Annotated in this window: 12 protein-coding genes; all 12 read left to right on the forward strand. The window is 65.2% G+C overall.

Annotated elements, in window-relative coordinates; genetic code table 11:
* The first annotated feature begins 384 nt into the window (after positions 1 to 384).
* The 12 genes from NVS32_RS03600 to NVS32_RS03655 all read left to right on the forward strand — a co-directional run bounded on the left by NVS32_RS03600 (position 385) and on the right by NVS32_RS03655 (position 14,112).
* Positions 385 to 2,187: an ABC transporter ATP-binding protein gene (locus NVS32_RS03600; RefSeq protein WP_258498719.1), complete on the forward strand. Its 1,803-nt coding sequence runs from the start codon at positions 385 to 387 to the stop codon at positions 2,185 to 2,187.
* 414 nt (positions 2,188 to 2,601) lie between these two features.
* Positions 2,602 to 3,258: a DUF948 domain-containing protein gene (locus NVS32_RS03605; RefSeq protein WP_258498720.1), complete on the forward strand. Its 657-nt coding sequence runs from the start codon at positions 2,602 to 2,604 to the stop codon at positions 3,256 to 3,258.
* Complete coding sequence (locus NVS32_RS03610; RefSeq protein WP_032110911.1) at positions 3,251 to 3,643, forward strand: ATP-binding protein; 393 nt, start codon at positions 3,251 to 3,253, stop codon at positions 3,641 to 3,643. The genes NVS32_RS03605 and NVS32_RS03610 overlap by 8 nt, the downstream gene beginning before the upstream one ends.
* A complete protein-coding gene (locus tag NVS32_RS03615; RefSeq protein WP_258498721.1) occupies positions 3,636 to 4,553 on the forward strand; it encodes a SigB/SigF/SigG family RNA polymerase sigma factor in 918 nt (305 codons plus the stop codon). Before NVS32_RS03610 ends, NVS32_RS03615 begins: the two co-directional genes overlap by 8 nt.
* A 139-nt stretch (positions 4,554 to 4,692) precedes the next feature.
* Complete coding sequence (locus NVS32_RS03620) at positions 4,693 to 6,096, forward strand: AI-2E family transporter (protein WP_258498722.1); 1,404 nt, start codon at positions 4,693 to 4,695, stop codon at positions 6,094 to 6,096.
* Positions 6,083 to 8,722, forward strand: coding sequence for an alanine--tRNA ligase (gene alaS / locus NVS32_RS03625; RefSeq protein WP_258498723.1), 2,640 nt, complete (start codon positions 6,083 to 6,085; stop codon positions 8,720 to 8,722). Before NVS32_RS03620 ends, alaS begins: the two co-directional genes overlap by 14 nt.
* Complete coding sequence (gene ruvX / locus NVS32_RS03630) at positions 8,723 to 9,136, forward strand: Holliday junction resolvase RuvX (RefSeq protein WP_258498724.1); 414 nt, start codon at positions 8,723 to 8,725, stop codon at positions 9,134 to 9,136.
* A 24-nt stretch (positions 9,137 to 9,160) separates the two neighbouring features.
* Positions 9,161 to 10,549 (forward strand): endolytic transglycosylase MltG, encoded by a 1,389-nt coding sequence (gene mltG / locus NVS32_RS03635; protein WP_258498726.1) that lies wholly within the window; start codon positions 9,161 to 9,163, stop codon positions 10,547 to 10,549.
* A 5-nt stretch (positions 10,550 to 10,554) separates the two neighbouring features.
* Entirely contained in the window at positions 10,555 to 11,100 is a 546-nt protein-coding gene (locus NVS32_RS03640; RefSeq protein WP_258498727.1) for a YqeG family HAD IIIA-type phosphatase, read from the forward strand.
* Positions 11,101 to 11,147: 47 nt separating this feature from the next.
* On the forward strand, positions 11,148 to 11,687 hold the full coding sequence (locus NVS32_RS03645) for a shikimate kinase (protein WP_258498728.1): 540 nt from the start codon (positions 11,148 to 11,150) through the stop codon (positions 11,685 to 11,687).
* Complete coding sequence (locus NVS32_RS03650) at positions 11,684 to 12,904, forward strand: 3-dehydroquinate synthase (protein ID WP_258498729.1); 1,221 nt, start codon at positions 11,684 to 11,686, stop codon at positions 12,902 to 12,904. The genes NVS32_RS03645 and NVS32_RS03650 overlap by 4 nt, the downstream gene beginning before the upstream one ends.
* A gap of 80 nt (positions 12,905 to 12,984) precedes the next feature.
* Complete coding sequence (locus NVS32_RS03655; RefSeq protein ID WP_258498730.1) at positions 12,985 to 14,112, forward strand: M24 family metallopeptidase; 1,128 nt, start codon at positions 12,985 to 12,987, stop codon at positions 14,110 to 14,112.
* Positions 14,113 to 14,240: the final 128 nt, after the last annotated feature.

A 14,240-nucleotide genomic window follows, 5' to 3' on the forward strand; every position in this document is an offset into this window, starting at 1 on the left:
TGCTCGACCGCACTCTCCCGGCGGTCGAGCAGGTCCCCTTATGAGACAAAGGGACAGTCCCTTTGTCTCATCGTAGGGACGCGTCATTCTTCCTCCTATATCCCAGCGCGTCCCAGCGACCGGGGCCAGCACAGCGCCGGCCCCGGTTCGTGTTTCTCGGCATGACGTAGCTGCGAAAATGCGTGCTCGGGCGAGAAAACGACTCCTGAAGCCACGTTATCGAAGCAATCGCGTACGAAACGGCCCCCTCGGCGCCAAAACGACGCCGGAGCGAGGGTTTCCTCCGCCTCCGCTGTCGAGATGTGCCCCTCGGCTCCGTCATCGCCCCGCCTATCCGCTATGATGTCGCGCGGACAACATTCGCGTCACACGTAGGGATCACTCATGAGTACCGTTTCACCCAAGCCCACGGCACAGCGCCGCCGCGGACTCTTCGCTAGTTTTCTCGGCTACTACGCAGGTCAGATGCACCTCTTTATCGCAGACATCATCTGCGCCATCGTCGTCGCCGGCATCGACCTCGCTTTCCCCCAGATCCTCCGCACGCTCACGGGTGGCCTCTTCCGCCAGGGCTCGGATGCCATCACGTCCGCCCTCGTCTACCTTCTTGTGGGCTTTGTCGTCATGTACGCCGTGCGCTTTGGGTGCCGCTACTTTGTGGCCTACTGGGGCCACGTTATGGGCGCGCGCATGGAGAGCCGCATGCGCGAGGACCTCTTCGACGCCTACGAGCGTATGAGCCTCTCGTTCTTTGACCGAAACAAGTCCGGCGACCTCATGAGCCGCCTGGTGAGCGACCTCTTCGACATCTCCGAGGCGGCCCACCACGGACCCGAGTTCTTGCTCATCGGCTTCATCGAGGTCGTGGGCTCGTTTGTGATCCTGTCGTTTATCAACGTGCCGCTCACCGTCTGTCTGGGCGTTGTTCTTGCCGTTCTCGTCATCTACAACCTGAGGGCAAACCTCCAGATGAAGGCCGTCTTCCGCGAGAACCGCGTGCGCATCTCCAACGTGAACTCGCGCCTGGAGGACAGCCTTGCCGGCGTCCGTGTGGTCAAGAGCTTTGCCGCCGAGGACGTTGAGCGCGAGAAGTTCCGCGAGAGCAACGAGGCATACCTCGACTCCAAGGTGCGCATGTATCGCGCCATGGGCCGCTACCAGGCAGGCATTGCCGCGCTCATGGGCACCCTCTACACGCTCATCGTGGTCATGGGCGGCTGGCTCATTGCCCAGGGGCAGATGGAGGCTACGGATCTCGCCACCTACGCCCTCTACATCTCGCTCTTTACCACGCCTATCGAGAACATCCTCAACTTTACCGAGACCTTCCAGAAGGCCATCGCCGGCTTCCGTCGCTTCAAGGAGATGGTCGACTCCCAGCCCGAGATTGAGGACGCCCCCGGCGCGCCGGCGCTCAAGGTGACCAAGGGCGCCATCTCCTACCACGACGTCCACTTTGCGTACGACAGCGGGGACGGCGAGGGCCCTGGCGAGAACCCCGAGGTCATCCGTGGCCTTAACCTGGATATTCGCCCCGGCGAGACTATTGCTCTGGTGGGTGCGTCCGGAGGCGGCAAGTCCACCACCTGCGCGCTTCTCCCGCGCTTCTACGACGTGGACTCCGGCTCCATCATCATCGACGGGCAGGACGTGCGCTCGGTCACCCAGCGAAGCCTGCGCGAGGCCATTGGCATTGTCCAGCAGGAGGTCTACCTCTTTGACGGGACCATCGCCGAGAACATTGCCTACGGCAACCCGCGCGCGACCATGGCACAGATAGAGCAGGCTGCCGAGAAGGCCAACATCGCCGAGTTCATCGAGACGCTGCCCGACGGCTACGAGACCCAGGTGGGGGAGAGGGGTACCCGTCTCTCGGGCGGGCAGAAGCAGCGCATCGCCATCGCGCGAGTCTTTCTCAAGGACCCGAAGATCCTTATCCTGGACGAGGCCACATCGGCCCTGGACAACGAGTCCGAGCACGCGGTGCAGGAGTCTCTCGCCGAGCTTTCGCGCGGGCGCACGACCATCGTGATTGCGCACCGCCTCTCGACCATCAAGGACGCCGACGAGATTGCGACGATTGACGCCGGGCGCGTTGTTGAGCGCGGTACGCACGAGGAGCTTCTCGCCCGCGGCGGCACCTACGCGCGGTACTACCGCATGCAGTTCGAGGGCGCGCGAGCATAGGCCGTGCGAGGAGCGGCGTTGGCGGGAGGCCTCGTTCTTCTCGTCCATGCCGCGCCATTTCGCCAGTTAGGAAAAATCCAAACGTTTAGGGCCACGTAAATGGTGAAATCCCGCGGCATCGCGGGGATGCCGCGGATCCCGAACGGTTGGCGCGCCCTAACCGTTCGGAAAATTCCCAAACGGCGAAATCGCGCGGCATTGCAGCGCGGGTGACGGCAGCCCGCCTCCCGGCGCCACTCCGGCAACGGTGCCCAGTCCCTCTCCTCCCCAGCTTGTCCAACCCCCAGAGCCTTTGGCGCCCAACAGGTGTCTGGCATGCGACCAAGCTCATCCAAACGGGTAGAATGTCGGCGTACGTGTGGTGCGTCGTGCCCCAGGCTTTCCCGAGGGACGTCGCAAGAGAAGGGACACAAGATGAGTCCTCTGGACATCGCCCTCGTCGTGCTTGTCATCGTGGCCATCTGGGCCGTGGTCGAGCTCGCGCTCACCATCCGCAAGGCGCGCGCCTCTGTAGACGAGGTCACTACCTCGGCAAACGAGACCATCGCGCAGGTGCAGCCCATCATCGCCAAGGTCGACGGCATGGTTGACGACCTCGACCCCGCCATGAAGCAGGTCAACCCGCTTCTCATCAAGGCCGGCGAGACCATCGACGGCGCCACCCAGAGCCTCGACAGCCTCAACAACATTTTGGGCGACGTCTCTACGGTCACGGGCACGGCCTCTGTCGTGACGGACACCGTGAGCAAGGGCGTTGCCGGTGCTGCTGGTGCCGTTGCCGGCGCAGTCTCCAAGCTCGTTGGCAAGGGCGAGGCGCCCCAGGCTCGTCTGGAGGATGCCGCAGGCAAGGACGGCGAGAAGGGCGAGGGGAACCCTGCATCCGCACAGCAGCGCACCACCGCGTACGTGACCTATGCGCCGGTTGAGGCTGAGAAGCCCGCGCCCGCCACAGACCCTGCGCCCTCCGCGGAATCTGATTCCGCTGCGGAGAAGCAGCCCCACAAGCCCAAGCACGCCGCGCCCGTCTCCACCCCAGAGACCGCGGCAGATGACGAGGAGAACAATGCCTAGCACCAGTATCGTCAAGCTCAGCGTGCCCGCGGAGGCGCGCTTCGCCCGGGCGGTCCGCATGACCGCCTCCAACCTCGCCGTCTGCTGCGACATGAGCGTGGATGACGTCGAGGACGTACGCATGGCCGCCGAGGAGGGCTTTGTCTACGCCTGTGCGACGAGGCCCACCACCTGCGACATCGTCTTTGGCCTTGCGCCAGATGGCATGACCGCAGACTTCTCCCTGGGTGACGAGGACCCCGACGAGGCCACTGACCCCTCCGGCGAGCCCCAGCCTATCGACCTCGTTGAGGTGCTTCTCGGCGCCGTATGCGACGACTTTAGCATCTCGGAGGATGGCCGTACGCTGCACCTCTCCAAGCGAATGGACGTGCAGAATGCCTAGCGCTAGCACCACGAACGCGCAGGAGACCGCGAACACACCAAACGTCGCAACCCAAGAGACCGAGGAGGAGCGCACTGCGCGCGAGGCCTCTGAGGCGCGTGCCGAGAGGGCCCGCCACCGCTCGCTCCACCGTACGCCAAAGGGCAAGGCGGCCTGGGACAAGGACCGCACGCGCGAGCTCTTCCGCCAGTACAAGGCTACGGGAGACCCCGAGGTCCGCGACCAACTCATCGTGAGCCACCTCAACCTGGTTCGCTTCCTCGCTTCCAAGTTCAAGAACAGGGGAGAACCCCTGGACGACCTCATTCAGGTGGGCACGATTGGCCTCATCAAGGCCATCGATCGCTTCGACCCGTCGCGAGGCCTTGAGTTCACCACGTATGCCACACCCACCATCCTGGGAGAGATCAAGCGTCACTTCCGCGACAAGGGCTGGTCGGTCCGCGTGCCCAGGCGTCTGCAGGAACTCTCGGCCAAGGTCAACCAGGCAAACGACGAGCTCACCAACGAGCTTTCGCGCAGCCCCTCCGTCGAGGAGATCGCCAAGCGCGTGGGCGCGAGCGTCGACGACGTCCTCGAGGCCATGGAGTCCTCAAGCGCGTACAGCTCCGTGCCGCTCGAGGGCGGCGGCTCCTCGGATGACGATGACGCTCCCTCGGTCATCGACCACTACGCCACCGAGGACGAGAACCTTGCCGCCTCGGACGACCGCATCGTTCTCGAGGACGCCATCAGGGACTTCTCGCCGCGCGAGAAGGACGTCATCCGCATGCGCTTCTTCGAGGGCATGACGCAGGTCGAGATCGCCGAGCGCCTGGGCATCTCTCAGGTGCAGGTCTCTCGACTCCTGCGCCGCACGCTACGCCGCGTGCAGGACAAGATCGACCCAGAGGGTCTCATGAGCAAGTAGCGCCACAGGCGGCGCCGGGGCTGCGACTCCGGCGCCGCCTTTGTGTGCGGGAGGCGCAACTGCCGCACGTCCCCTGCCGCCAACGGCCAATGCCCCCGCCTTGCTACAATGAGGTGCTTTTCAACGAGGGGAGTTGCCGGTGGGGAACAAGGACGCTGACGAGAAGTACGTCATCTGGCGCAGGCGCCTGGTGGTCGCCTGGGCAATCGTGGGCGCCATTGCGGTCTTCGTCCTTGCGGTGCGGGGCCTCTCGATGATTGGTGCTGCCGTCGAGCTGCTGCTCATGGGTATCATCATCGGCTTCATCTGCAGCCCCATCACCAACGCGCTCGAGGACCGCCGCGTTCCCCGTGCGCTTGCCGCGCTTGTCTCGCTACTTGTGGTGCTTGCGGTGCTCGCCGCCGTCATCGTGGTTCTCGGTGGCACCTTTGTGCAGCAGTCTGTCGAGGTGCTTCGCCAGGTGCCCACCTACGTGCGCAGCGTGCAGGACGCCCTCTCCAGCTTCTGGGAGAGCTACGGCACCTCTGATAACGAGCAGCTGCAGAACATGGTCAACTCTGTTGTCCAGACCGTCTCGTCTGCCGGCAGCTCCATGGCCTCAGACACCGTGCGCCAGCTCTCGAACGGCGCCGTCTCGGGGCTCTTCGACACCGTTGACAACCTCGTAAACTTCTTCCTGGCGCTCATCCTTGCGTACTGGTTTGCCAAGGACTATCCCGTGATTGTGCGCGAGCTTGCCACGATTGCCGGTCCTACTCGGAAGGACGACATTACGCTGCTCCTCGCCGTCATGAGCCGCTCCATGGGCGGCTACATGCGCGGGCAGCTCATCTGCTCGTTCATCAATGGCATTGCCGTGTGGCTGGGACTGGCGCTTCTCGGCCACCCCTACGCGGGCCTCATTGCCATCATCACGTTCTTCATGCACTTTGTGCCTGTGATTGGCCCCTTTGTCTCGGCGGCGCTCGCCACGCTGCTCGCCCTCTTCGAGAGCCCCTGGCTCGCGCTCTGGTCGCTCGTGGTGATGGTGGTTGCGGCCAACGTGACGGATAACGTCATTTCGCCGCTCATCATGCGCTCCGCCGTCAAGATCCATCCCGTCCTCTCCATTGTGGGCATCGTTATTGGCAACTGCCTGGGCGGGATCGTGGGCATGGTCCTCGCCATTCCGCTCACGGCGGCCATCCGCGGCGTCTTTGTCTACTACTTCGAGACGCGCACCAAGCGCCAATTGGTCTCCGAGGACGGCGCGCTCTTCCAGAGCACACCGCACCAAGACGCCCAGGGCAATGCGGAGGCCGTCTATGACGCCCTGGATGACGAGAAGTTCTTCGAGAGCACGCGCCTTGTGACCTCCTCTGTGTGGTCTCGTGCGCGCAAGGCCACAAATACCGCAAGTAATGACGATGAAAACGCTGTGTACACGGCCGATATGAGTAAAAATAGGAACGTTGCAACCAACAAGCAGGACGGCGACGACACTAGCCCGGCGGCCAAGGCTTCGGCGTCGTCCACAGACGAGGAGAGACATGAGCGCGTCTGACTACAAGACCATGACCACGGCAGAGATTCGTGAGGACTTCCTCAAGTTCTTCGAGGGCAAGGGCTGCAAGCTCTACCCGTCCTCCTCGCTCGTGCCGGATGACCCGTCGCTGCTTCTTGCCAACGCCGGCATGAACCAGTTCAAGGAGTACTACCAGGGCACCAAGACCATGAAGGAGATTGGCGCCTGCTCCTGCCAGAAGTGCCTGCGTACCAACGACATCGACAACATCGGCGACGCTCGCCACCTCTCGTTCTTCGAGATGCTCGGCAACTTCTCGTTTGGCGGCTACACCAAGGCCAACGCCATCGAGTGGGCCTATGAGTTCATTACCTCTCCCGAGCACCTGGGCCTGCCCAAGGACCGCCTCTATATGACCGTCTTCAAGGACGACGAGGAGGCCATCGAGCTTTGGCACGAGCAGGGTGTTCCCTACGACCACATCTCGCGCCTGGGCGAGGAGGACAACTTCTGGGCCGCCGGCCCCACCGGTCCTTGCGGTCCCTGCTCCGAGATCTACTTTGACCAGGGTCCCGAGTTCGAGGGCGAGAAGCCCGGCGATGACGGTGACCGCTACCTCGAGTTCTGGAACCTCGTCTTCACGCAGTACGATCGCCAGGAGGACGGCTCCATGCCGGAGCTGCCTCACCGCAACATCGACACTGGCATGGGGCTCGAGCGCATCGCGGCCATCATGCAACACGAGGGCTCCAACTACGAGGGCGACATCCTGCGCACCCTCATCGGCGTGGGCGAGGGCCTCGCGGGCGTGCGCTACCACGACTCTGCCACTACCGACAAGAGCCTGCGCATCGTGGCCGATCACTCCCGTGCCGTCACGTTCATGATCGGCGACGGCATCCTGCCCTCCAACGAGGGCCGCGGCTACGTGCTGCGCCGCCTGCTTCGCCGTGCCGTCTACCACGGTCGCCTCATGGGCATCAAGGGCCAGTTCCTCACCACCTACGCCCACGAGGTCACGCGCCTTCTTGGTGACACCTACCCTGAGCTCGTCGAGCAGCAGGCACTGATCGACGGCATCATCAACGCCGAGGAGGAGCGCTTTGGCGCAACCCTCGACAACGGCGAGGAGCAGCTCAAGGCTGAGCTCTCGCGCCTGGGCGAGGGCGAGCCCCTCTCGGGCGACGTCGCCTTCACCCTGCACGACACCTACGGCTTCCCCATCGACCTCACCCGTGAGATTGCCGGTGCCGCTGGCCACTCTGTCGACATGGACGCCTTCGACGCCGCCATGGAGGCCCAGCGCGAGCGTGCCCGCGCCACGGCCAACCGCGACGCCTGGGGCAAGGCCAACAACGTCTGGGTTGCTCTCTCCGACAGCCTCCCCGCGACCGAGTTCGACGGCTATGACCACGACGAGCTCTCTGGCTGCGAGGTGGTGGCCATTGTGCGCGACGGCGAGTCCGTCAAGGAGGCAGCGACGGGCGACCAGGTTGAGCTTGTGCTTGACCGCACGCCGTTCTACGGCGAGATGGGCGGCCAGGTGGGCGACACCGGCATCGTGGGCCCCGCACGCGTCACCAACACACTGCACCACGAGGGCGGCCTCGTGGGCCACGTGGCCGAGGTCACCGATGGCGCCATCTCTGTTGGCGACCGCGTGACCGCTGTGGTCGATCACGGGCGCCGCGAGCTCATCCGTCGCAACCACACCGCGACGCACCTGCTTGACGCCGCCCTCAAGAAGGTCCTCGGTGACCACGTGAGCCAGGCGGGCTCGCTCGTTGCCCCAGATCGCCTGCGCTTTGACTTCACGCACTTCGAGGCCATGACAAAGGACGAGCTCGACCGTGTCGAGGGCATGGTCAACGCCGAGATCTTCGCGGCCGAGCCCATCGTGACCGAGGTCATGGGCATCGACGAGGCAAAGGCATCGGGTGCCGTGGCGCTCTTTGGCGAGAAGTACGGCGAGCGCGTGCGCGTGGTCTCCACGGGCAGCTCCGACAAGCCCTTCTCCCGCGAGCTCTGCGGCGGCACCCACGCCCGCAACACCGCGGACCTGGGCCTCTTCAAGATCGTCTCCGAGAGCTCCGTGGGCTCCAACGCCCGTCGCATCGAGGCCGTGACCTCGATGGGCGCCATCGAGTACGTGGACGAGAGGCTCGCCCTCATGGACCAGGCGGCGGCAACGCTCAAGTGCCGCCCCGCCGACCTCCCCGAGCGCGTCTCCCAGATGCGCGACGAGCTTCGTGAGGCCAAGCGCAACATTGGCGTGGCCAAGGGATCTGCCTCGGGCGACGTCGTGGCTGCCGAGCTGCGCAACGCCAAGGACCTGGGCGCATACCGCTGCGTCTTCACCAAGCTCAACGGCATCTCGGGCAAGGACCTGCGCTCCGTCTGGGACTCCATCCGCGACGGCGCCAAGGGCGAGCCCGTCGCCTGCGTCGTGGCCTCCACCACGTCTGATGGCAAGGTGGCGCTTCTCGCCGCCGGCACCGAGTCCGCGGTGGCTGCGGGCTTCTCGGCTGGCGACATCATCAAGCAGATTGCCGGCTTCGTTGGCGGCCGCGGCGGCGGCAGGCCCAACATGGCACAGGCAGGCGGCTCTGACGCCTCGGGCATCACCGCTGCCCTGGATGCGGCCAAGGCTGCCCTGGGGGCATAGGTGCGGGCCCTCGCGCTCGATATTGGCGAGACACGCGTCGGCGTGGCGGTGAGCGACCCGCAGGGCCGCATCGCCACGCCGGTGTGCGTACTTCCGGCGGCCGAGGTCTCCTCGGTCGCGTGCAGCTTCCGCAGGGTGCTTGAGGACTGGGAGCCCGAGGTCCTCGTCTGCGGACGCCCACTTACCATGGCGGGGGAGGAGGGCCCTCAGGCCGAGCGCGTCCGCGCGGTGGCCGAGCGCATTGCCGCGGCCACGGGCCTTCCCCTCGAGTTTGAGGACGAGAGGCTCTCCTCGGTGGAAGCCAAGCGCATCCTGCGCGAGCAGGGGCTCTCCGAGAAGTCCATGCGCGGCAAGGTAGACATGGTTGCCGCATCGCTCTTCCTGCAGGCCTGGCTTGATGCACGGCAGGCGTGACTCACGGTCTGAGAGGCAAACGACATGCCCACGAACAACCAGAACAACGAGAGGCCCCATCGTCGCGCGGCACACTTCCGCACGCCCGATGCGACTCAGCAGGGAACGGACGGTGCCCCGCGCACCCAGGCGCAGGCCGCCTCGGTTCAGGGACGTCCCACGGGTCATGCGGGTGCTTCGTCGCACTTGGCCTCGGCGCGCCATGCCGGTCCTGCGGCTGGGCATCGCATGGGCTCTCCTACGCCGGGGTCTACCGGTGCCATTGGGGGCACGACGAGCCATCTCTCTGCGCGTACCGCCGCGGCGACTAGGCGCGCCCGGAACCAGAGCCCCCAGCGACGGGGCTCCAGCGGCGGCCGCGGTAATGGCCCCAAGGGCATCGCCGTGGTTGTGGCCGTTCTCGCTGGCGTCGCTGTGTTTGTCGCGCTGTTCTTCGTGCTCGTCCTTCCCCGGCTCACCCAGGGCTCCAGCTCCAACGAGCCGCAGGTTGCTGCCGGACAGGAGGTCGAGGTCACCATCCCCGATGGCTCGAGCACCGCGAGCATCGCCTCTATCCTCCAGCAGGCGGGCGTCATCTCTGATACCTCGGGCTTTGTCCAGGAGGTTCAGAAGCAAAACGCCGAGCAGAAGCTCAAGAGCGGTACGTACTCGCTGCTCACGGGCTCGACCACAACCAACGTGATCGACCAGCTCGTGGCAGGCCCCAACTCCACGGCTTCTACCCTGCAGGTGCCCGAAGGCTACACGGTGGCGCAGGTGGCCTCGCTTGTGGAGGAGAAGTTTGGCATCTCTTCCAGTGACTTTATCGCCCAGGCCAAGGCATCCAACTACGTGGCGGACTACCCCTTCCTCTCCGAGGCGGCAAACGACTCGCTTGAGGGCTTCCTCTTCCCCAAGACCTATGACTTTGCGGGTCAGACCGTCACTGCAGACTCGATCATCCGCGCGATGCTCAGCCAGTACCAGGCCGAGGTTTCCACCCTCGGTCTCGACGCCGCGCGCCAGACGCTCCAGTCGCGCTATGGCGTGTCGTTCACCAACTACGACATCCTCACCATGGCCTCCATCATCGAGAAGGAGGCCCTGACGGATGACGACCGCTCGCTCATCTCGTCGGTGTTCTACAACCGCATTGCAACCAGCATGCCGCTCCAGAGTGACGCGACACTTGCATACACGCTTGGCCGAGAGGTCACCGCGGACGACCTCACGCAGGACGACCCCTACAACACCTACACCAACATGGGGCTCACGCCCACGCCCATCTGCAACCCCGGCCTGGCCTCGCTCACTGCGGCCGCCAACCCGCAGGACACCGGTTACTACTACTTCTACATCACGAGCTCGGTGCACGCCTTCTCTGAGACCTACGAGCAGCACCAGCAGGTCATAGCCCAGAACTCCGGGGCGTGAGTGCCATGCCGCTTGGGTCCTTCTCGCCCTTCCGCGCCACACGCTACGTTTCCTCGGTCGACCTCATCGACGTCGATGCGTTGGTGGCGGCCGGGGTGCGCCTGGTCCTTCTCGACCGTGACAACACCTGCATTCCCAGGGACACTCACGTGGCGCCCCCAGCCGTGAAGGCGTGGCTCGATCGCCTGCGTGGCGCGGGCATAGCCTCGTGCCTGCTCTCGAACAACTTCCACTCGACGGAGGTCGCCGCCTCAGCGTGCGAGCTGGGGTGCCCCGTGGTGGATCACGCAATGAAGCCTGCGCCCTTCTCGGCATGGGTTGCCATGGCACGCATGGGCGTGGGTCCCGAGCAGACGGTCATTGTGGGCGACCAGGTCTTCACCGACATCTTGGCTGGCAACCTTGCGGGCGCGCGTACCGTCCTGGTGCGGCCGCAGTCGCGCCGCGACCTCTGGTACACGCAGGTATTCCGGCTGGGGGAGGCGCTCGTGCTGCGCGGTGTCGAGTTTGAGGGCGAGGCCAGCGGTCCGACTGGCCGCAGCGACGGGTGATAGAATCTAGCCCGTCGGATATGCACGGGAGCAAGGAAGAGCGAGTTTTGGGCGAGGGTTACGTCATCCACGAGGGCTGCGACCACATCTTTTTCGTGGGGTTTCTTGGCGCAGGAAAGTCCACCCTCGCACGCAACCTGGGCAAGCTCTTCTGCCGGCCCTACGTAGATACAGACCAGCTGGTCGAGCGCGCTCTGGGCATGAGCGTGTGCGACGTGTTTGCCTCCCGCGGCGAGGAGGGCTTTCGTGACGAGGAGACCAAGGTCCTGGAGGGCCTTGCGTCTCGCAAGTCGCTGCTCGTGAGCTGTGGTGGGGGAGTGGTCGAGAGGCCCGAGAACTGCGAGCTCATGCATCGCATGGGCGTGGTTGTCTACCTCGACGGCGACCTCTCGGATTCGCTGCGTCAGATGCGCTGCCCGGAGCGTCGCCCAGACCTGGGCGACGTCTCGCATGCGCGTGCGCTCTTTCGGCATCGCCGCCCGCTCTACCAGCAGACGGCCGACATCACCATCGACATTCGAAACAGGACCTTCGAGCAGGTGGCCAGCGAGTCTGGCCAGTTGCTCTGGGAGAGGGGGCTTTTGTGAGCGAGAACACCCAGGCCGGGCAGGCGGCTGGCGCCGAGAAGGACGCAGAGGAGCTCGCGGCCGAGACCGAGGTCGTGGCCAAGGCCGAATCCGCAACGGCCGAGCCCGAGGATGACGCTCCACTGCGCATCCGTGCGAAGCGCCAGTGGGTCAACCTCCGCGGCAACTCCCTCGACGCCCGCGTTGGTGACGATCTTGTGGGCACCATGGGCAACGACCTGCGTGCCTACGTGGGAAAGCCACGCGCAGCCGTGCTTGCCTCCGTTCCCGAGGCGCCCGCAGACGTCGTCGAGGCAATACGCCGTGACCTTGTGGACGTTGGCTTCCGCGTTCACCAGCTCGGCCTTCCGTCCGGCTCCGAGGCATCTTCGACTGCGGCCCTCGAGGCCGTGTACGAGGGGCTTGCGAAGACTGGCGTGACCGGCGATGACGTGGCTGTTGCCGTGGGCGGCGTGCGGTCGCTCTCCACCGCGTCGTTTGCCTGCCGAACCTGGTGCGGCGGTCTGACGCTCGCGCAGGTTCCCCTCGACCCCACCACCGCGCTTCTTGCCGGCGTGACCCCGCTCGCGCTCGACCTTCCCGGGGCAGACCAGATGGTCACGCAGGACGGGAGCGCGCGCTATGTCTACTGCGACCTCGACGTTGTTGATGTCACGCGCACCGACGAGGCGGCCCTTCTCGCCCGCGCGCTCTTTGTGACCAGCGCCATGGCAGACTCCGACAAGTCCTTTGGCCGGCTCTTCGACCGCGCCAACGATATCGCGGCGCTCGGCCGCGCCGCCATCTGCGACCAGATGGTCGATTGCATGAAGAGCCGCGGCAAGGTCATCTCGTCTACTTCGGTTGCCGTGCGCCAGTCCATTGGCTACGGCACCACGTTCGTGCGTGCGCTTCGTCCCCTGGTGGGGGAGGGCGTGCCCTCCTCGACCCTGCTTGCCGAGGCCATGCGCTTCTCGGCGCGCCTTTCTGTGGCGCAGGGTGGTCTCTCGGTCGACGACATGCTCACGCAGGACGAGCTTCTCGACCGCCTGGGCCTGGGCTACGTGGAGTGCGCGGTCGACCCCACGGCCATGGCTTCCGCGCTCAAGGCCGAGCGCTTCCGCCGTTCGAACAAGTTCATGCTGGAGCTCCCACGCTCGCTCGGTCGCGTGCGTCTCGCTGCCATCGAGGATGACCAGCTTGCCGAGCACACCGCCGCGTGGTGCTCCTCGCGTTAGATCGGTTCCACATGCGTCGCCAGTCTATGGGCGGCGTAACCCGTCACTACCGTCCGCACTGCAAGGGAGAAGAGAGAAACATGGCAGATGCACACGCCTGCGCCGCACGCGTCGAGAGGTTCCGCGCGCTCATGGCCGAGAGGGGCTACGACGCGGTGATCCTTCGCAACAACCCCGACCTGCGCTGGCTTACCGGTGCCGAGCGCACCTTTGACGACGAGGTGGCCCATACCGCCTTTGTGACCGCCGACGGGCTTTGGCTCCACACCGACTCTCGCTACTTTGGCACCTTCCAGAGCTGCCTTGGGGCAGACACCCCCTGGAAGCTCGACATGGACATCGTGACCCCCGCCTGGTGGGCGGCACAGCGCATCCGCGAGACGCGCTCGCGCGTGGTTGCTGTCGAGGACACCTGCGACCTGGCCTTCTTTGATGCGCTGGGCGAGGAGTGCGCCAAGGTGTCCGTTGCTGTCCTCACGCCGCGCCTCCATGGCGACATCGCCAACCTGCGCATCGTGAAGGACGCCGAGGAGGTCGAGCTCATGCGCCACGCGCAGTCGATCACCGACGCGGCGTTCGAGCACATCTGCGGCTACATCAAGCCCGGCCTCACCGAGCAGCAGGTGCGCGCCGAGCTTGAGGGCTGGATGCTCTCCAACGGTGCCGACTCGCTCTCCTTCGACTCGATCATCGCGTCCGGCCCCAACGGCGCAAACCCCCACGCACAGCCCGGCGAGCGCGTAATCCAGCGCGGTGACATGATCGTAATGGACTACGGCGCCGGCTACCACGACTACCACTCCGACATGACGCGCACCGTCTGCGTGGGCGAGCCCAGCGACCTCCAGCGCAAGGTCTACGAGGCCACGCGTGCGGCGAACGAGGCCTGCGAGGCCGCCATCCATGCGGGCGTCATTGGTCGCGAGATTCACGAGCTTGCGCATAAGGTCATCTGCGAGGCTGGCTTCCCCGAGTACTGCTTCGTGCACGGCCTTGGCCACGGCGTGGGCCTGGAGATTCACGAGCAGCCCATGTTCAACATGAGGAACGACAAGCCCATCCCCGCCGGCTCGGTGATTACCGTGGAGCCGGGAACGTACCTGCCCGGGCAGTTTGGCGTGCGCGTGGAGGACTTTGGCATTGTGACCAAGAACGGCTACGAGGTCTTTACCCAGACGCCGCACGAGCTGGTGTGCATCCCCTGCTAGCAGGGGAGCATTCGCGCTCGCCTGCACCATTTGGCCCTCCGGCGGTGGCGTGCTGTCGCCGGAGGGCCGTTTTTGTCGCCATTTGCAACTCAGGCGCCCTTCCGGAGACAAATAGTCGCCGGAAGGGC

Origin of the sequence: Tractidigestivibacter montrealensis, assembly GCF_024741235.1 — a bacterium.
Taxonomy (GTDB): Bacteria; Actinomycetota; Coriobacteriia; order Coriobacteriales; family Atopobiaceae; genus Tractidigestivibacter; species Tractidigestivibacter montrealensis.